Origin of the sequence: Paracoccus zhejiangensis (assembly GCF_002847445.1) — a bacterium.
Lineage (GTDB): Bacteria > Pseudomonadota > Alphaproteobacteria > Rhodobacterales > Rhodobacteraceae > Paracoccus > Paracoccus zhejiangensis.
Window position 1 is genome coordinate 2,188,840 of sequence record NZ_CP025430.1, and the last position, 17,192, is coordinate 2,206,031.

Annotated in this window: 17 protein-coding genes; 8 read left to right on the top strand and 9 right to left on the bottom strand. The window is 65.6% G+C overall.

The window, feature by feature from the left end:
- Positions 1 to 15: 15 nt before the first annotated feature.
- The gene (locus CX676_RS10615) at positions 16 to 1,836 is read left to right on the top strand and encodes an ABC transporter transmembrane domain-containing protein (protein ID WP_101752586.1); all 1,821 of its coding nucleotides are present in this window, start codon (positions 16 to 18) and stop codon (positions 1,834 to 1,836) included.
- Positions 1,837 to 1,838: 2 nt separating this feature from the next.
- On the opposite strand, the gene CX676_RS10620 is transcribed toward CX676_RS10615, so the two are convergent.
- Positions 1,839 to 2,375 carry a CAP domain-containing protein gene (locus CX676_RS10620; protein WP_232816419.1) on the bottom strand — a complete coding sequence of 179 codons (537 nt, stop codon included), beginning with the start codon at positions 2,373 to 2,375 and terminating at the stop codon, positions 1,839 to 1,841.
- 164 nt (positions 2,376 to 2,539) lie between these two features.
- On the opposite strand from CX676_RS10620, the gene lysM reads away from it, so the two are divergent.
- The 3 genes from lysM (at position 2,540) to CX676_RS10635 (ending at position 5,438) form a co-directional block, all read left to right on the top strand.
- Complete coding sequence (gene lysM / locus CX676_RS10625) at positions 2,540 to 3,121, top strand: peptidoglycan-binding protein LysM (protein WP_101754266.1); 582 nt, start codon at positions 2,540 to 2,542, stop codon at positions 3,119 to 3,121.
- 149 nt (positions 3,122 to 3,270) lie between these two features.
- Positions 3,271 to 5,151, top strand: coding sequence for an acyl-CoA synthetase (locus CX676_RS10630; RefSeq protein WP_101752588.1), 1,881 nt, complete (start codon positions 3,271 to 3,273; stop codon positions 5,149 to 5,151).
- Positions 5,142 to 5,438 (top strand): HNH endonuclease, encoded by a 297-nt coding sequence (locus CX676_RS10635; protein WP_101752589.1) that lies wholly within the window; start codon positions 5,142 to 5,144, stop codon positions 5,436 to 5,438. The genes CX676_RS10630 and CX676_RS10635 overlap by 10 nt, the downstream gene beginning before the upstream one ends.
- Here the strand turns inward: CX676_RS10635 and CX676_RS10640 are convergent.
- Positions 5,435 to 6,067 (bottom strand): DsbA family protein, encoded by a 633-nt coding sequence (locus CX676_RS10640; protein WP_101752590.1) that lies wholly within the window; start codon positions 6,065 to 6,067, stop codon positions 5,435 to 5,437. The genes CX676_RS10635 and CX676_RS10640 overlap by 4 nt on opposite strands.
- A 183-nt stretch (positions 6,068 to 6,250) precedes the next feature.
- Between CX676_RS10640 and CX676_RS10645 the strand changes: the two genes are divergently transcribed.
- Positions 6,251 to 6,463, top strand: a complete 213-nt coding sequence (locus tag CX676_RS10645) for a hypothetical protein (RefSeq protein WP_101752591.1) — start codon at positions 6,251 to 6,253, stop codon at positions 6,461 to 6,463.
- 241 nt (positions 6,464 to 6,704) lie between these two features.
- Complete coding sequence (locus tag CX676_RS10650) at positions 6,705 to 7,295, top strand: outer membrane protein (RefSeq protein WP_101754267.1); 591 nt, start codon at positions 6,705 to 6,707, stop codon at positions 7,293 to 7,295.
- 568 nt (positions 7,296 to 7,863) lie between these two features.
- On the opposite strand, the gene ettA is transcribed toward CX676_RS10650, so the two are convergent.
- The gene (gene ettA / locus CX676_RS10655) at positions 7,864 to 9,519 is read right to left on the bottom strand and encodes an energy-dependent translational throttle protein EttA (protein WP_101752592.1); all 1,656 of its coding nucleotides are present in this window, start codon (positions 9,517 to 9,519) and stop codon (positions 7,864 to 7,866) included.
- A gap of 57 nt (positions 9,520 to 9,576) precedes the next feature.
- Positions 9,577 to 10,554, bottom strand: coding sequence for a sulfotransferase family protein (locus tag CX676_RS10660; RefSeq protein WP_232816420.1), 978 nt, complete (start codon positions 10,552 to 10,554; stop codon positions 9,577 to 9,579).
- Positions 10,555 to 10,605: 51 nt separating this feature from the next.
- Here CX676_RS10660 and CX676_RS10665 point away from each other — a divergent pair, with 51 nt between their 5' ends.
- A complete protein-coding gene (locus CX676_RS10665; protein ID WP_157935896.1) occupies positions 10,606 to 11,460 on the top strand; it encodes a hypothetical protein in 855 nt (284 codons plus the stop codon).
- Between the two features lie 38 nt (positions 11,461 to 11,498).
- On the opposite strand, the gene rimO is transcribed toward CX676_RS10665, so the two are convergent.
- Entirely contained in the window at positions 11,499 to 12,878 is a 1,380-nt protein-coding gene (gene rimO, locus CX676_RS10670; RefSeq protein WP_198590349.1) for a 30S ribosomal protein S12 methylthiotransferase RimO, read from the bottom strand.
- Positions 12,879 to 12,992: 114 nt separating this feature from the next.
- Here rimO and CX676_RS10675 point away from each other — a divergent pair, with 114 nt between their 5' ends.
- On the top strand, positions 12,993 to 13,451 hold the full coding sequence (locus CX676_RS10675; protein ID WP_101752595.1) for a hypothetical protein: 459 nt from the start codon (positions 12,993 to 12,995) through the stop codon (positions 13,449 to 13,451).
- Here the strand turns inward: CX676_RS10675 and CX676_RS10680 are convergent.
- The 4 genes from CX676_RS10680 to CX676_RS10695 form a co-directional block, all read right to left on the bottom strand.
- Positions 13,448 to 13,960, bottom strand: a complete 513-nt coding sequence (locus CX676_RS10680) for an HdeD family acid-resistance protein (protein WP_101752596.1) — start codon at positions 13,958 to 13,960, stop codon at positions 13,448 to 13,450. The genes CX676_RS10675 and CX676_RS10680 overlap by 4 nt on opposite strands.
- 84 nt (positions 13,961 to 14,044) lie before the next feature.
- Positions 14,045 to 14,806 (bottom strand): ABC transporter permease, encoded by a 762-nt coding sequence (locus tag CX676_RS10685; RefSeq protein WP_101752597.1) that lies wholly within the window; start codon positions 14,804 to 14,806, stop codon positions 14,045 to 14,047.
- Positions 14,803 to 15,729 (bottom strand): ABC transporter ATP-binding protein, encoded by a 927-nt coding sequence (locus CX676_RS10690; protein WP_101752598.1) that lies wholly within the window; start codon positions 15,727 to 15,729, stop codon positions 14,803 to 14,805. The genes CX676_RS10685 and CX676_RS10690 overlap by 4 nt, the downstream gene beginning before the upstream one ends.
- Before the next feature lie 102 nt (positions 15,730 to 15,831).
- Positions 15,832 to 17,100, bottom strand: a complete 1,269-nt coding sequence (locus CX676_RS10695) for a 4-aminobutyrate--2-oxoglutarate transaminase (protein ID WP_101752599.1) — start codon at positions 17,098 to 17,100, stop codon at positions 15,832 to 15,834.
- Between the last annotated feature and the right edge of the window lie 92 nt (positions 17,101 to 17,192).

Consider the following 17,192-nt stretch of genomic DNA (forward strand, 5'->3'; position numbering starts at 1 on the left):
TGCGAAGGAAACCAGATGGCACGCAGCCCGTCCGTGATCGAAGACCGCCCCACCACCCGCCGCGTCGGGGCGCTGGGGGCGCTCAGCCCGTTCATCTGGCCCTATCGCATTCAGGTGGTGCTGGCGCTGATCGCGCTGTCGGTGACTGCCGGGATCAGCCTGGTCCTGCCTCTGGCGGTGCGCCGGGTCGTCGATGGCTTCGGTCAGGGCGCGCAGTTGCTGGACGAGTATTTCGGCGCCGCGCTGATGATCGTGGCGCTGCTGGCCGTGGGCACCGGCCTGCGCTATTTCCTCGTCACGCGCCTCGGGGAGCGGGTGGTGGCCGATATCCGCAAGGCGGTTTTCGGCCGGGTCATCACGCTGAGCCCGCGCTTCTATGAACGGCTGATGACCGGCGAGGTGCTGTCGCGCATCACCACCGACACCACGCTGATCCAGTCCGTCGTCGGCTCCTCGGTCTCGATCGCGCTCAGGAACATGCTGATCCTCGTCGGGGGGCTGGTGATGCTGGCCGTAACTTCGGCCAAGCTGACCGGCCTTGTCCTGCTGATCGTGCCGGCGATCATCGTGCCGATCGTGGTGCTGGGCCGGCGCCTGCGCAAGCTCTCGCGCGAGAACCAGGACTGGATCGCGGCCTCCTCGGGTTCGGCCTCGGAAAGCCTGCTGGCCGCGCAGACGGTGCAGTCCTATACCCACGAGGCCGCCAGCAGCGCGGCCTTTGACCGGGTGACCGAGAAATCCTTCGACACCGCGCTGTCGCGCGTGCGCACCCGCGCGGTGATGACCAGTATCGTCATCTTCCTGATCTTCGCCGGGGTGATCGGCGTGTTGTGGATTGGCGCGCGCGACGTGCGGCTTGGCACCATGACGGCGGGCGAGTTGGTACAATTCGTCATCTATGCCATCCTCGTCGCCAGCTCGACCGGGGCGCTGTCCGAGATCTGGGGCGAGTTGCAGCGCGCCGCCGGCGCGACCGAGCGACTGACCGAGCTGCTGACCGCCGAGGACAACATCCACGACCCCCTCCATCCCGTCGCCCTGCCCCGCCCCGTCCGGGGTGCCATCGCGCTGGAGGGCGTCACCTTCCACTATCCCTCGCGTCCCGACATGTCCGCGCTGGAAGATGTCAGCCTGACCATCCGCCCCGGCGAGACCGTGGCGCTGGTCGGGCCTTCGGGCGCCGGCAAGACCACGGTGATCCAGCTGATCCAGCGCTTCTGGGACCCCGATCTGGGCCAGGTCACGCTGGACGGGATCGATCTCAAGGACATGGCCCGGGCCGATTTCCGCAAGGCGATGGCGCTGGTGCCGCAGGACCCGGTGATTTTCGCTGCTACCGCGCGCGACAATATCCGCTTCGGCCGCCCCGAGGCCAGCAATGCCGAGGTCGAGGCTGCCGCCCGCGCCGCCAATGCCTATGACTTCATCACGGCCCTGCCGCAGGGCTTTGACAGCCAGCTGGGCGAGCGCGGGGTGATGCTGTCGGGTGGCCAGCGCCAGCGCATCGCCATCGCCCGCGCCATCCTGCGCGATGCGCCGATCCTGTTGCTGGACGAGGCGACCAGCGCGCTGGACGCGCAATCCGAGGCCTCGGTGCAGGAGGCGATCAACCGTCTGTCCAAGGGCCGCACCACCATCGTCATCGCCCACCGGCTGGCGACGGTAAAGACGGCAGACCGCACGGTGGTCTTCGATCATGGCCGGATCGTGGCCGAGGGTCGCCATGACGAGCTGGTGGCGCAGGGCGGGCTTTACGCCCGGCTGGCGCGGCTGCAGTTCACCGCCGGGCAGCTTCAGGATGACATGGCCGGGGACGAGGTTCAGGCGACCGCCTGACGCTATTTCGGCGCGCCATAGACCGCCGACCAGAACACCGTCCGCCCATCCGAACCGACGGCGCGGCCGATGCCCACCTCGCGCACCTGCGGGATGCGGATATTCTCCAGATGCCCGCCCGAGGCGTTCCACTCGGCCAGCACCCGGTTCAGCGAATAGGGACCGGCAGCGATGTTCTCGGCGGTCAGGCGCGGGGCATAGCCAAGCGACTTGACCCGTGCCGCCGGGCCGCTGCTGGACCGCCCGCGATGCGCCATCATCCCGCGCTCGGCCATGTCGCAGGCATGGGCGGCGGCGGCGCGCGCCAGCACCGCGTTCGGCTGTACATCCGGCAGACCTGCGGCCCGGCGCGCCGCATTGGTTGCCGCCGCCGCTGTCGCGTTCTCGGCCGCGCTGGTCGCATGGCATTGCGCCGCACCCGGCGGGCTTGCCTGGACATCGGGGTATTTGCTGCTGGCCGAGGCGTGCAGCCCACCCCTGTCCCCCGCGCATCCGGCGAGCATCAGCGCCATCAGTGACGCAAGAAAGTACCTGCTCATTCGCCGCATCCCTCCCGCTCTCGCTAAGGTTGTATAGCCCGCATTTTTCAAGGCTTCAACGAATCGAACATTTCGGTGCAGTTTGGCAATGCCGACCGTGCTGCGGAACTTCGTCATCCGGCTGGCGTTTTGACGATCGAGACATGAACCTGAAAGGACAGTCCATGGCATTGTGGGATTTCGTGAAGGACGCCGGCAAATCGATCTTCGGGTCGGAAGCCGAAGCCGCCGAGGCGAAGCCAAGCGGTCCAGCGCTGGACGAGGCAACCAAGGCCAAGGTCGCCGCGCTGGAAGCCGAAGTGAAGCGTCTGGGGCTGGACAGCGGCGATGTGCACCTGCGCTTGCGCGGAGACACGGTGATAGTGGAATCCAAGGGTGCCGACCGTGAGACCATGGAGAAGCTGATCCTGGCCGTCGGCAACATCAAGGGCATCGCCCATGTCGAGGCCGATCTGCCCGGCGCGCCCGCCGCACCGGCTGCGAAGGCCGAGGCGCCTAAGGCCGAGGCAGGTGCAGCAAAACCCGCCGCCGAAAAACCCGCCGCGCCGAAAGCCGCGCCCCAGCCCGCCGCGGCCGCACCGGTGTTCCACACCGTTGCCAAGGGCGAAACCCTGTCGGCCATCGCCAAGAAGTACTTGGGCAATGCCAACAAGTATAACGCCATCTTCGAGGCCAACCGCCCGATGCTCAGCGACCCCGACAAGATCTATCCGGGCCAGACATTGCGCATTCCGCAGGCAAATTGACCCTGCGTGACCCATTCTGACGCTGCGTTGCAGCGCCCGAGGGCAGGGGCAAGACCCTTGCCCTCATTGGTAATTTTGCCTCATTCTTTGCGCCACCCGGCATGGCAGGAGGCCGGCTGGACAAGACGCGTAATCGGGGGGAGGCGTTGATGAGCCGCTTTGGCAGCATGGAAGATCGCAACCGGATCGAGTCCGAGATGGACTATGGAAGCCGGCAGCTACCGAAGACAATCTACGGCTTTCTGTCCGCCACGGCCGAGCGTTTTCCGGACCGCCCTGCCCTCTCGTTCCAGCTGCTCTCGGGCGAGCGCGACCATGCCACCACCCTGACATGGCGTGAATTCCACGCCCGGGTGACCGAGACCGCGAACCTGTTCCGCAGCCTCGGCGTCGGGCCCAAGGATACCGTCGCCTACCTGCTGCCGAACAGCATCGAGACACCGATCGTGCTCTTGGCCGGGGCCACCGCCGGCATCGTGAACCCGATCAATCCGCTTCTGGACGCCGAGCAGATCGCCGGCATCCTGCGCGAGACCAAGGCCAAGGTGCTGGTCACGCTGAAGGCCTTTCCCAAGACGGACGTGGCGCAGAAAGCCGCCGAGGCGGTCAGCAAAGCTCCGAACGTGACCCATGTGGTCGAGATCGACCTGAACCGCCACCTGACCGGGCTGAAGAAATTCATCGTGCCGCTGGTGCGCCCCAAGGTTCCGGTCAAGCATCACGCCAAGGTGCTGGATTTCGAGGCCGCGACCAGCGGCAGCAAGCATACAAGGCTGGATTTCAACGATCCGCAGGAAGACCGCGTCGCCGCCTATTTCCACACCGGCGGCACCACCGGCACGCCCAAGGTGGCGCAGCATCTTTACTCGGGCATGATCTACAATGGCTGGCTGGGCGGGCGGCTGCTGTTTGATGAAACCGACGTGCTGATCTGCCCCTTGCCGATGTTCCACGTCTTTGCCGCCTACCCGATTCTGATGTCCTGCATCGCCTCGGGCGCGCATGTGGTCATGCCGACCCCCGCCGGCTATCGCGGCGACGGCGTCTTCGACAATTTCTGGAAGCTGATCGAGCGCTGGCAGGTCACCTTCCTGATCACCGTGCCCACGGCCATCTCGGCGCTGATGCAGCGCCCGGTGAATGCCGATGTCTCGTCGCTGAAAACCGCCATCTCGGGCTCGGCGCCGCTGCCGCTGGAACTTTACAACCGCTTCAAGGCCGCCACCGGCGTCGAGATCGCCGAGGGCTATGGCCTGACCGAGGCGACCTGTCTGGTCAGCTGCAACCCGGTTGACGGTGCCAAGAAAGTGGGCTCGGTCGGCATTCCCCTGCCCCATACCCATGTGCGCATCCTCAAGCACATCCCCGGCGGCGTGCAGGAATGCGGTGCCGACGAGGTGGGCGAGATCTGCGTGGCCAATCCGGGCGTCTATGCCGGCTCGACCTATACCGAGGCCGACAAGAACAAGGACCTGTTTGCCGAAGGCATCTATCTGCGCACCGGCGATCTGGGACGCATCGATGCCGATGGCTACCTGTGGATCACCGGCCGCGCCAAGGACCTGATCATTCGCGGCGGCCATAACATCGACCCGGCCGAGATCGAGGACGGGTTGCTGAGCCACCCGCAGGTCGCCTTTGCCGGCGCCATCGGCCAGCCCGATGCCTTTGCCGGTGAACTGCCCACGGCCTATGTCGAACTGACCGAGGGCGCGACCGTCACCGTCGAAGAGTTGATGGAACACGCCAAGACCCATATCCACGAGCGCGCCGCCCTGCCCAAGCATATCGAGATCATGGCCGAGCTGCCGAAGACGGCGGTGGGCAAGATCTTCAAGCCCGACCTGCGCCGCATGGCCATCACCCGCGTCTACGACGCCGCGCTGAACGGCACCGGCGCCCATGTGGCCGAGGTGGTCGAGGACAAGAAGCGCGGTCTGGTCGCGCGTCTGGCCCGCGACGGCGAGGTGGACGAGGCCGCGATCAAGGCCAAGCTGGGGGAATTCACCCGCCCCTGGGAATGGGTCTGACCGATCCTGACCCCGAACATCCGGTCTGCCCGCTTTGCGGGCGGCCGATCCCGCCCGGTGCGCCGCAGAGCCGCCATCACCTGATCCCGAAACTGCGCGGCGGCAAGGGCGGCGAGACAGTGCTGCTGCACCAGGTCTGCCATTCGACCATCCACAAGACCCTGAGCGAGACCGAGCTTGCCCGGCAGTTCAACAGCGTCGAGGCGCTGCGTGGGCATCCCGACCTTGCCCGCTTCTTCGCCTGGGTGGCGCGAAGGCCACCCGGCTGGAAGGGCAAGGTGCGCTAGACCCCCAGCGTCTTGCGCCCCCGCGCCACCAGGTCCTGCGCCTCTTTCAGCGACATGCGACCAAAGACGGCCTCGTCGCCCGCGATGAAGGTCGGTGTGCCCATCAGCCCCATGTGATCGGCCAGCTGGAACGAGGTGGTGATATGCTCGTCGATCTCGGGCCGCTCCATGTCGGCGCGCAGCTTGGTCACGTCCAGCCCGATCTGCCGGGCGATGCGCATGACGCTCGCCTCGGCCGCGCGGTCCTTCATCGCCATCAGCGCGGCGTGGAACTGCCAGTATTTGCCCTGTCGCAGGGAGGCCAGCGAGGCCCGCGCCGCGAATTCCGAGCCCTCGCCGAAGACCGGCCATTCGCGGTAGACCACGCGCAACTGCGGGTCCGACGAGATCAGCTGCTGCACGACCCCGACCATCTGGCGGCAGAACGGGCAGTTATAGTCGAAGAACTCGGTCAGCGTCAGGTTGCCCTCGGGATTGCCGAGGACCGGCGCATTCGGGTCACGCTCGATCGCCTTGCGCAGATCCTCGGGCATCGGGTTCGGGCGGTCGGCGCCCTGGGCGAAAGCCGGCAGAGCGGCGCTGGCGCCAAGGGCGGTGGCACCGATGAGAAGGTGGCGGCGGCTCGGCATGTGGCGGTCCTTTCGGTCAAGGGCGGTCGCGACGGAACCCTAGACGTGAAACGGGCGGCGAGACAGTCACGATCGGGTGGGCCAAGCCTGCTCGCTTTCGCGGCATCGGGAAAGCGTGATTTTGTGATCTGGCGATTCGGGCGCAGGATGAAGGTTCTTAACCCGCAATCGAAAGGATCACCCATGCCCCGCCATGCCCTGACCCTGGCGCTTGCCGCCGCCTTTCTGGCCGCGCCGGCCCTTGCGCAGCAGGCCACGACCGGCACCGAGACGACAAAGCCCGTGGTCATCCTGCCGGCACCGCAGGAAACCGACGCCAATCTGCAAACCACGCCCGAGACGATCAAACCCGCCAGCGGCTCGCGCTGCGGGATGAGCAAGGCCGTGACCTCGTAACACCGGGCCGCTCCGCCCGGATTGACCTATGCGCGGATGCGCAGACCCTGTGCCACGCCGCACAGAGGTAACCGTCTGCGAGACGAGAACACCAGCAAATGCTGGACTTCCTGTCACTTTCGATCACGTTTCGTTGGTTGCGGCAGCGACACGCAGCCCGCAGATGCCCGTCATCGGCCCTTCAACCCTGTCAGAGCCAGACCTAGATCGGCTGGCGAAACACAGAAGAAGGATGTTTCAGATGAAACTCGCAATTGCGGCTGTTGCAGCCACCCTCACCGCCGGTTCGGCCTTCGCTGGCGGCTATACCTCGCCGGTCGTCGAGACCCCGGTCATCGCCCCGGTCGCCCCGGTTGCCGTTGATGCCGGCACCGACTGGACGGGCTTCTACGCCGGTCTGCAGTACGGCCAGGGCAACGCCGAGGCCTCGCTTGGCGGCGACAACGTCGAGTCCGATTTCGACGCCTACGGTGTCCATGGCGGCTATAACCACGACTTCGGCAACTACGTCCTGGGCGGCGAACTCGACTATAACAAGGTCGACCTCGACGACGCCGATGGCGATGCCGACCTGTGGCGCCTGCGTGGCCGCGCCGGCTATGACATGGGCAAATTCCTGCCCTACGTCACCCTGGGCGCCGCCCATATCTCGGGCGACAACGACCTGTCGGAAACCGACGTGACCTATGGCATCGGTGGTGAATACATGGTCACCGACCGCTTCACCGTCGGCGCCGAGTACACCAAGCAGGACTTCAGCGACGTGCAGAACGTCGATGGTCTGGACCTGGACAGCGACATGGTGCAGGTCCGCGCCTCGTTCCGCTTCTGATCGAAGCTGATCCGCGTGAGACGGAAGGGCGACCCCTCGGGGTCGCTCTTTTCGTTTGCGGGGGTGCAACGGCTGCGTGCGGTGGGTGGCGCAACAGCGGGGCCGGGGAACGGGTTTCGTCAGCAAATGCTGGGGTTTTGGCTGCGCAGGGCGTGCACCGGGGATACACAGGTGGTGCACCGGGCGTGCACGGGGTTGAGCGGAATGGTGCGTGCGGCCGTTCACGACGGGTCTGGGCGTAGGGTGGGGTTTCACCCCACCATGCGAACAGGGAAACGGGCAATCGGTGGGGTGGAACCCCACCCTACGATTGCTGCAAAGAGCGTGCACCTAGGGGTGCACAGGGCGTACACGGTATGCGCGGGGTTGCAGCGGCCGCCCGGGCCATCGGCGCGGCTGATCTGGACTCGGTGTAGGGTGGTTTTTCCAACCCACCACGATCCACCGCGATGGTGGGGTCTAACCCCACCCTACGCTTGCTGTGCAACGGCAGTGCAGCGTCAGTCCGCGGGCACGGATGAAACACTTGATCGAGCAACCGTAAAGGGCGCCTCTCGGCGCCCTTTTTCTACCTCGTGAACTTCTTGTACTTCACCCGCTTCGGCTCGATGCTGTCCGGCCCCAGCCGCCGCACCTTGTCCTCTTCATAGGCCTCAAAGTTGCCCTCGAACCATTCCACATGGGCATCACCCTCGAACGCAAGAATATGCGTGCAAAGGCGGTCGAGGAAGAAACGGTCGTGCGAGATGATCACCGCGCACCCGGCGAAATCTTCCAGCGCGGCTTCCAGCGCCTGCAGGGTTTCCACGTCGAGGTCGTTGGTCGGTTCGTCCAGCAGCAGCACGTTGCCACCGGATTTCAGCAGTTTCGCCATGTGGACGCGGTTGCGTTCACCGCCGGACAGTTGGCCCACCTTCTTCTGCTGGTCTCCGCCCTTGAAGTTGAAGGCGCTGGCATAGGCGCGGCTGTTCATCGTCGCATCGCCCAGCTCGATCTGCTCGGCCCCGCCCGAGATTTCCTCCCAGACCGTCTTGTTGCCGTCGAGCGCGTCGCGCGACTGGTCGACATAGGAGAGCTGCACTGTATCGCCGAGCGTGATCTGGCCCTCGTCGGGCTGGTCCTGGCCGGTCAGCATGCGGAACAGCGTGGATTTACCGGCGCCGTTCGGGCCGATCACGCCGACGATGGCGCCGGGCGGAATTGTGAAATCCAGATTCTCGATCAGAAGCTTGTCGCCCATGGCCTTCTTAAGCCCGGCGACCTCGATCACCTTGCCGCCAAGACGCTCGCCATTCGGGACGATGATCTGGGCGCGGGTCAGCTTGTCGCGCTCGGACTGGCCGGCCAACTCGTTATAGGCGTTGATCCGGGCCTTCTGCTTGGCCTGGCGGGCCTTGGCACCGGCGCGGATCCATTCCAACTCGCGCTCCAGCGTCTTCTGCTTGGCCTTGTCCTCGCGCGCCTCCTGCGCCAGCCGCTTGGCCTTCTGGTCGAGCCAGGCGGAATAGTTGCCCTCGTAGGGAATGCCGCGGCCGCGATCCAGTTCGAGGATCCAGCCGGTGATGTCGTCGAGGAAATAGCGGTCATGGGTCACGATCAGGATCGTGCCCGGATATTCGATCAGGTGCTTCTGCAGCCAGGCGATGGTTTCCGCGTCGAGGTGGTTGGTCGGTTCGTCCAGCAGCAGCATGTCGGGCGCTTCCAGAAGCAGCTTGCACAAAGCCACCCGGCGGCGTTCACCGCCCGACAGGGTTTCGACATTGGCATCGTCGGGCGGGCAGCGCAGGGCCTCCATCGCCACGTCGATCTGGCTGTCCAGGTCCCAGAGGTTCTCGGCGTCGATCTCGTCCTGCAGCGTAGCCATTTCCTCGGCGGTCTCGTCCGAGTAGTTCATCGCCAGCTCGTTATAGCGGTCGAGCTTGGCCTTCTTCGCCGCCACGCCCAGCATGACATTGCCGCGCACGTCGAGGTTCGGATCCAGATGCGGTTCCTGCGGCAGATAGCCGACGGTCGCGCCCTTGGCGGCCCAGGCCTCGCCCGAGAAATCCTTGTCGAGCCCGGCCATCACCTTGAGCAGCGTCGACTTACCGGCGCCGTTCACGCCAACGACGCCGATCTTGACCCCCGGCAGGAAGTTCAGCCGGATGTTCTCAAAGACCTTCTTGCCACCGGGATAGGTCTTGGACACGCCGTCCATGTGATAGACATACTGATAGGACGCCATGGGAATCTCCTGCAAATGTTGCAGGCTATTTAGGGGATCGCGCGGCTTTAGGAAAGGTCAGCGCAGTTGCGCGGTGAATTCCGGCGGGAAGGCACTTTGCAGGAAATCCGTCTGGTCCTGCAGACGGTCGGCCAGGATCGCGCGCAGTTCCGGCGGGGCGAGAAGGTCATCCGGGGCAGCGAAGACCTTGCGCTCGGCATTCTCATAGGCGTGATGCGGCAGGCCGAGGAAATCCTCGATCTCGGACAGCAGCCCGGCAGGATCGGCACTGATGCGGCCGAAGGGCAGGATCATCAGCTTCTCGGGGCCAAAGGCCGCCTGCCAGCGCGGCACGTAGGCGGCGTAGTCGCCCCGGTTGAACAGGGCCGGCTCGCTCTCCAGCAGCTCCAGCCACGGCCCGGCCTCGCGCGGGTTCTTCTTCTTCCGCGTCATGTGCATCTTCATCTGCGAGACCACCCGGTCGACCGGGTCGCGCAGGATATAGATGAACCGCGCGCGCGGGAGGAAATCGCGGATGAAGGCGACACCTTCCTCGGGCACGGTCGAGTATTCCGGGCTGACATCCATGGTCTGGCTGCCCGGCGGCGCCGGGGCGAAGACGCGGCGATACCAGTCATTGGTGAACATCGGGTCGGCGGTGATGCCGTCGAGATAGTCGATCAGCCCCTGCGGCATCGGATCGCCGCGCAGGCCCCAGCGACGTTCGATGGTCTGGCGCGAGCGGCGGAAATGCCAGGGCAGCCATTGCCGGTGCTCCTCGACAAAGCGATGGCTGAAGAACTGCACCTCTTTGAAAGGCGGGGTCCAGATCTTGGGGTGCTGGGCCAGCATCTGCGACAGCCAGGTGGTCCCGGCCTTCTGCGCGCCGATGCCGATGATGGTGGGCTTGCGGGGCTTGCCGGGTGCGTTCCAGTCGATTTCGCGTTCGGTGGTCATGCCGTCCTGTCTGCTGGTGACACCGCGCCCCTCTTGCCACAAGACGCGGGCAAGCCCAAGCCCGGCCATCGCGCCGTTGCGCTGGACAGCAGGCCGCACGCGCCCTAGCCTCTGCGGCATAGTGTCCGTCATCAGCGATCCGGTTTCGTCATGTCCAGCCAGTTGCCCCTTGCCGCGCGTCCGATGCGGCCGATCAAGTCCCATCACAGCGTCAGCGATGCCATGCGCCGCCATCGCATCCTTGCCTCGAGCCAATGCGTCGACAACCGCGCCAAGCTGGCCAACCTGAAGCGGCTGATCGCGGCGACCGACCAGGAATACCGCAGCATGATGGCCGAGTTGGACCGGCTGGATCGCGAGGGCCGGGTCTGGCTGATCGTCGACCTGATCCACAAGACCTCGCTGGCGACGCTGGACCTTGGCGCGAGTCTGATGGAAGTGGGCGGGCTGAAGGGCGGCGAGGCGGTCCGGGAGCTGTCGGACCAGACGCGCGAGATTTCGGATCTGAACGGCGCGCTGACCGATCTTGTCTCGGGTCAGGCCAGCTGGAACGAGTTCGGCCGCACGGTTCTTGGCCGGGCCATGGGCCGCATCAAGCCAACCTCGGCGGGCGGTGTCTTTGCCAAGGGATCGGCCGATCTGGCGCTGTCGGGGGCTGAAAACCTCGGCGAGATCGCCAAGGCGGATGCCGCCAGCCGGGGCACGCGCACCATCGAAGGCGGGGTGGACGGGCTGGCGGGTCTGGTCCAGCGGGTCGCCGATGTCGCCGATGCCGACCCCAGCAACAAGACCCGCACCGCCAAGCAGGTCAGCGCCATGGCGCAGATCGCGCGGGCCATGGTCACCTATAACCGCGAGCTGGAAGGAGCTTTCAACCGCCGGCTGGAGATCTCGGGCGGGCTGAACGCCAGCCGCTCGAATTTCAAGGCGGTGATGGAACGCACCATGACCCGTTATCGTCGCGATGCCGCCGAGATCGAGCGGCTGGTGCAAAGCTGCATGTAAGGCTGGGCCGGCCCCGGTGAAGGGCCGGACCCTTTGCCCTAACGGTGCCCCCAGAGGTCGTATTCGCCGGCCTCGTCCACCGTCACCTCGACGATATCGCCGGGATGCAGGCCCTCGAACCCCTCGTCGATGAACAGGTTGCCGTCGATCTCGGGTGCGTCGGCCTTGGTGCGGCAGGTGGCACCCTCGTCATCGACCTCGTCCACGATGACATGAAGGCGCTGGCCGACCTTGGCGGCCAGCTTGGCCTCGCTGATGGCCTGCGCTTTTTCCATGAAGCGGTCGAAACGATCCTGCTTCACCTCGGGCGCGACATGGTCGGGCAGATCATTGGCCCGCGCGCCCTTGACGTTCTCGTATTGAAACGCCCCGACGCGATCCAGCTGCGCCTCGTCCAGCCAGTCCAGAAGCGTCTGGAACTCGGCCTCGGTCTCGCCGGGATAGCCCACGATGAAGGTCGAGCGAAGGGTGATCTCGGGGCAGACCGCGCGCCAGGCCGCGATCTCGTCCAGCGTCTTCGCGGCGGCAGCGGGCCGGGCCATGCGCCTCAGCGTATCGGGATGGGCGTGCTGGAACGGGATATCCAGATAGGGCAACACCAGCCCGCCAGATTCCGAATGGGCCGCCATCAGCGGGATCAGGTCGCGCACGAAGGGATAGGGATAGACGTAATGCAGCCGCACCCAGGCCCCAAGCGAGCCAAGGTCGCGGGCGAGGTCCACGATATGGGCGCGGTGGCCGCGTTCGGTCTCGTGCTTGCGGTCAAGCCCATAGGCGCTGGTATCCTGCGAGATCACCAGCAGTTCCTTGACCCCGGCAGCGACCAGCTTCTCGGCCTCGCGGACGATGGCATGGGCCGGGCGGCTGACCAGACGGCCGCGCATGTCGGGGATGATGCAGAACTTGCACTTGTGATTGCAGCCCTCGGAGATCTTCAGATAGCTGTAATGGCGCGGCGTCAGGCTGACGCTGGAGGCCGGCAGCAGATCGACGAAGGGATCGGGCGCGGGCGGCACCGCGCCATGCACGGCATCCAGCACCGATTCATATTGATGCGGACCGGTGACGGCCAGAACCTTGGGATGCGCGCCGGTGATGTATTCGGGCTCCGCCCCGAGGCAGCCGGTGACGATCACCCGTCCGTTTTCCTGCAACGCCTCGCCGATGGCCTCGAGGCTTTCGGCCTTGGCGCTGTCCAGAAAGCCGCAGGTGTTGACGATCACCGCATCCGCGCCGTTGTAATCGGCGCTGATGGCATAGCCCTCGGCCCTGAGGCGGGTCAGGATGCGCTCGCTGTCGACCAGCGCCTTGGGACAGCCGAGGCTGACCATGCCGATGGTCGGCTGGCCGGGGCGGCGCAGCTCGGGGATATGGGCGCGGGCAAGATCCGGGCGCAGGTTGGGCGGGTTCTGGGTCATTGCCGGCATATACGGCCCCGCCCGTCACCGGGCAAGGGCAGGCTCACGCCGGCGGGCCTCTCGCTCGCGGCAATGTGGCTTTCCCCCGGCGCGCGACTGACGCAAAGTGACCGAATGTTGAAACCTGTCCTGATCGCCCTGTCCCTCCTGCTGAGCCTGCCCACCGCGACGCCGGTCGCGGCGCAGACACAGCGTCCCATCGACATCTCGAACGATTCCGGCGGGAACGTGCTGGAAACGATCCAGCGGCGGAACGAGCTGCAGCGCTCGGGCCGGCTGGTGCGCATCCGCGGCTATTGCCGTTCGGCCTGCACCATCTACCTGACCCTGCCGAATGCCTGCCTTGGCCCCAAGGCGCGGGTCGGGTTCCACGCGCCGCGCATTCCCGGCACCAAGATCATCCCGCCGATGGTGGGCGACATCATGGGCCAGTTCTATCGCGGCGAGATTCGTCGTCGCTGGTACGCAAGCTGGCAGTATTCACTGGACATGCACGTGATGTCCGCCGCCGAGTACCGTCGGCTGGACCCCCAGATCAAGATCTGCAACCTGGGGGCCCGGCAGGGCAGCTAGGCCTCGCGCCGCATCGAGCCGAGGGTGATCATCGCCACCCCGTTCGAGATCAGTTCGATCGCCAGCAGAACGCCAAGGATCACCGCGGCGGATTGCGGGAAGTTCGAGAAGATCATCACCGCCAGCACCACCGACAGCGCGCCGCTGAGCAGCATCAGCCAGAAGCCCGGTCCACGCGGCAGCGAGAAGGAGATGATGACCTTGCCCAGCCCGGCGACAAGGAACATCACCGCCACCAGCACCGTCAGCGAGATGATCCCCGCCAGCGGATTGCCCAGAAGCGAGATGCCGGTCAGCACGAAGGCGAGGCCGATCAGGATCGCCCAGATGCGCGCGCCCCAGCCGATATCGCGGAAGGCGAAGACGACCTGCAAAATGCCGACGATCAGGAAGCCCCAGCCGGCCAGTGTCTCGGCGGCCAGCGTAGCCGCCAGCGGATTGGCGAGGGCGAAGATCCCGGCCAGAACCGAGATTGCGCCGACAACGATCCAGAGAACTCGAGAACCCATAATAGTCTCTCCAACATTGGTTTCGCTGGAAAAATCTCTCACAGGCTCCCGGGCTTGTCCACGGCAGGTTGCAGGGTGCGACGATTACTCGCGCAGCCGCCAGCCGGTGTAGAAGATCCAGCGGATCAGCGCCATGCAGAGGCCGATCATGATGGCCACCGCCACCAGCGACACGCCAACCGGCACATCGGCCAGCCCGAAAAAGGCCCAACGGAAGCCCGAGATCAGGTAGAGCACCGGGTTCAGCTTGGCCACGCCCTCCCAGAAGGGCGGCAACATGCTGGCCGAGTAGAAGGCGCCGCCAAGGAAGACGAGTGGCGTGATGACCATCATCGGGATGATCTGTAGCTGTTCGAAATTCTTCGCCCAGAGACCGATGATGAAGCCCAAGAGCGAGAAGCCGATGGCCGAGAGGATCAGAAAGGCCATCATCCAGATCGGATGGGCGACGTGCATGTCGACGAAGAAGAAACTGGTCGCAAGGATCAGCAGCGCGACGAAGATCGCCTTGGTCGCCGCCGCGCCGACAAAGCCCAGCACCACCTCGGCCCAACCCGTGGGGGCTACCAGCAATTCATAGATCGTGCCCGAGAATTTCGGGAAATAGATGCCGAAGCTGGCATTGGCGACCGACTGCTGCAGCACCGTCAGCATCATCAGCCCCGGCACGATGAAGGCGCCGTAATCGATGCCCTCGACCGACTGGATGCGATTGCCGAGTGCGGCACCGAAGACCACGAAGTAAAGCGTGGTCGAGATCACCGGCGAGGCGATGGACTGGGTCAGCGTGCGGAAGAAGCGCATCATCTCCTTGCGGTAGATGGCGCGGACGGATTGCCAGTTCATGCCTTGTCCTCCAACAGGTTGAGGAACACATCCTCAAGGCTGGATTGCCGGGTCGAGACGTCGCGGACGCTGACCCCCGCCGCCGACAGGTCAGCCAGCAGGCGGCCGATGCCCGAGCGGCCGGCGCGCGATTCATAGTCATAGCTGATCGACTGGCGGTCATCTGACAGCGTCAGGCTGCGACCCTGCAGGGTCTCGGGCAGCGCCGTCAGCGGCTGGTCCAGCTCGATCGTCAGGGTCTTGCAGCCGAACTCGCCCATCAGTTCGGCCTTGGGCCGGACCAGTTGCAGCTGGCCCTTGTCGATGACGCCGATCCGGTCGGCCATCTCCTCGGCCTCTTCCAGATAATGCGTGGTCAGGATGATGGTCACGCCATCGGCCCTGAGCTGCCGCACCACCTGCCACATCTCGCGGCGCAGGGTGACATCGACCCCGGCGGTCGGCTCGTCGAGGAACAGGACGCGCGGCTTGTGCGCCAGCGCCTTGGCGATCAGGACCCGGCGCTTCATCCCGCCCGACAGTTCCCGCACCTGCGCCTTGCGCTTGTCCCACAGCGTCAGGCTGCGCAGCACCTGCTCGACATAGGCCGGATCGGCCGGTTTGCCGTAAAGCCCGCGCGAGAATTTCACGCTGTTCTCGACCGTCTCGAAGAGGTCGAGCGAGATTTCCTGCGGCACCAGCCCGATCAGCTCGCGCGCGGCGCGCCAGTCGGTGCGGATGTCATGGCCGCCGACGCGGACGGTGCCGCCGGTCGGCACCACCAGCCCGCAGATGATCGAGATCAGCGTGGTCTTGCCGGCGCCGTTCGGCCCCAGCAGCGCCAGAATCTCGCCCTCCTCGATGGTCAGGCTGACATCGTCCAGCGCCTTGGTGCCGCTGGCATATTGTTTCGAAAGATGATCGACCTCGATGATCGCGCCCATGCCGCGGCTCCTCGGTTTGCAAGACGCGCAAGCTAGAACGCGGTGAATGGCTTGTCCACTCACCGCGCCTGTTCAAATTCGCACAAGCCCGGCGGGCAGGTCTCAGCCCCGCGCGGCCTTGATGCTGTCTTCCAGAATATCCAGCGCCTCGTCGAAGACCGCATCGGGGATGGTCAGCGGCGCGAGGAAGCGGATGACGTTACCATAAACGCCGCAGGTCAGAAGGATCAGGTTGCGCTTCAGCGCCTCTTCCCTGACCCGGTTGGCAAGGTCGGGGTTAGGCTTGTCGCTGCCCGCGACGTTGAACTCGACCGCGTTCATGAAGCCGGGGCCACGGATGTCGATGATCTCGGGCACCTCGTCGCGCAGGGCAGCCAGACGCTGCTTCAGCCGCTGGCCCAGACGGGTGGCGCGGTCGTTCAGCCCCTCTTCCTCGATCACGTCCAAGACCGCATGGGCCGCCGCCACGCCCAGGGGGTTGCCGGCATAGGTGCCGCCCAGACCGCCCGGATTGGGGCTGTCCATCACCTCGGCCCGGCCGGTGACGGCGCTGATCGGCAGACCGCCGCCCAGCCCCTTGGCCATGGTGGTCAGATCGGCGGCAACGCCGTGATGCTCCATCGCGAAAAGCTTGCCGGTCCGGGCAAAGCCGGTCTGCACCTCGTCGGCGATCAGGAGGATGCCGTAAGCGTCGGCGATCTCGCGCAGCTTCTGCACGAAGCTCGTCGGCACCTCGTAGAAACCGCCCTCGCCCTGAACCGGCTCGATGATGAAGGCCGCGACCCGGCCCGGTTCCAGATCGGCCTTGAACAGCCGGTCCAGCGCCGCCAGCGCGTCCGCCTCGCTGACGCCATGCAGCGGATTTGGGAAAGGCAGGTGCCAGACATCGTTCATCATCGGTCCGAACCCGGCCTTGTAGGGCTGGACCTTGCCGGTCAGCGCCATGCCCATGAAGGTGCGGCCATGGAAGCCACCGGCAAAGGCGACGATGCCCGGGCGGCCAGTGTAATGGCGCGCGATCTTCACCGCGTTCTCGACCGCCTCGGCGCCGGTGGTGGCGAAGATGGTCTTTTTCGGGAAATCGCCGGGCACGAGGTTGTTCAGCCGCTCGGCCAGTTCGACGTAATTCTCGTAGGGAACGACCTGGTGGCAGGTATGGGTGAAGCGGTCGAGCTGGTCCCTGACCGCGGCCATCACCTTGGGGTGCCGGTGGCCGGTATTCACCACGGCGATCCCGGCGGCGAAGTCGATATAGCGGTTGCCCGCCTTGTCCCAGATCTCGGCATTCTCGGCGCGGTCGGCATAGATCTGCGTCGTCATGCCGACACCGCGGGAAATGGCGGCATTCTTGCGGTCGGTCATCGTGCTCATGGCAAGGCTCCTCACCCATGGTCTGGCGCCATTTCTACTCTGGCCGCGCCCCGCTTGCCAGATGGCGCGCGAAGGGGCAGGTTGTAGCAGAC

What these genes read in the sequence shown, in the direction of transcription:
- CX676_RS10650 (WP_101754267.1), top strand. Translation starts at nt 6,705, where the DNA reads ATGAAACTCGCAATTGCGGCTGTTGCAGCCACCCTCACCGCCGGTTCG.
- CX676_RS10680 (WP_101752596.1), bottom strand. Translation starts at nt 13,960, where the DNA reads ATGGGTTCTCGAGTTCTCTGGATCGTTGTCGGCGCAATCTCGGTTCTG.
- CX676_RS10615 (WP_101752586.1), top strand. Translation starts at nt 16, where the DNA reads ATGGCACGCAGCCCGTCCGTGATCGAAGACCGCCCCACCACCCGCCGC.
- CX676_RS10665 (WP_157935896.1), top strand. Translation starts at nt 10,606, where the DNA reads ATGTCCAGCCAGTTGCCCCTTGCCGCGCGTCCGATGCGGCCGATCAAG.
- CX676_RS10675 (WP_101752595.1), top strand. Translation starts at nt 12,993, where the DNA reads ATGTTGAAACCTGTCCTGATCGCCCTGTCCCTCCTGCTGAGCCTGCCC.
- CX676_RS10695 (WP_101752599.1), bottom strand. Translation starts at nt 17,100, where the DNA reads ATGAGCACGATGACCGACCGCAAGAATGCCGCCATTTCCCGCGGTGTC.
- CX676_RS10685 (WP_101752597.1), bottom strand. Translation starts at nt 14,806, where the DNA reads ATGAACTGGCAATCCGTCCGCGCCATCTACCGCAAGGAGATGATGCGC.
- CX676_RS10620 (WP_232816419.1), bottom strand. Translation starts at nt 2,375, where the DNA reads ATGAGCAGGTACTTTCTTGCGTCACTGATGGCGCTGATGCTCGCCGGA.
- lysM (WP_101754266.1), top strand. Translation starts at nt 2,540, where the DNA reads ATGGCATTGTGGGATTTCGTGAAGGACGCCGGCAAATCGATCTTCGGG.
- CX676_RS10635 (WP_101752589.1), top strand. Translation starts at nt 5,142, where the DNA reads ATGGGTCTGACCGATCCTGACCCCGAACATCCGGTCTGCCCGCTTTGC.
- rimO (WP_198590349.1), bottom strand. Translation starts at nt 12,878, where the DNA reads ATGACCCAGAACCCGCCCAACCTGCGCCCGGATCTTGCCCGCGCCCAT.
- CX676_RS10630 (WP_101752588.1), top strand. Translation starts at nt 3,271, where the DNA reads ATGAGCCGCTTTGGCAGCATGGAAGATCGCAACCGGATCGAGTCCGAG.
- CX676_RS10640 (WP_101752590.1), bottom strand. Translation starts at nt 6,067, where the DNA reads ATGCCGAGCCGCCGCCACCTTCTCATCGGTGCCACCGCCCTTGGCGCC.
- CX676_RS10645 (WP_101752591.1), top strand. Translation starts at nt 6,251, where the DNA reads ATGCCCCGCCATGCCCTGACCCTGGCGCTTGCCGCCGCCTTTCTGGCC.
- CX676_RS10690 (WP_101752598.1), bottom strand. Translation starts at nt 15,729, where the DNA reads ATGGGCGCGATCATCGAGGTCGATCATCTTTCGAAACAATATGCCAGC.
- ettA (WP_101752592.1), bottom strand. Translation starts at nt 9,519, where the DNA reads ATGGCGTCCTATCAGTATGTCTATCACATGGACGGCGTGTCCAAGACC.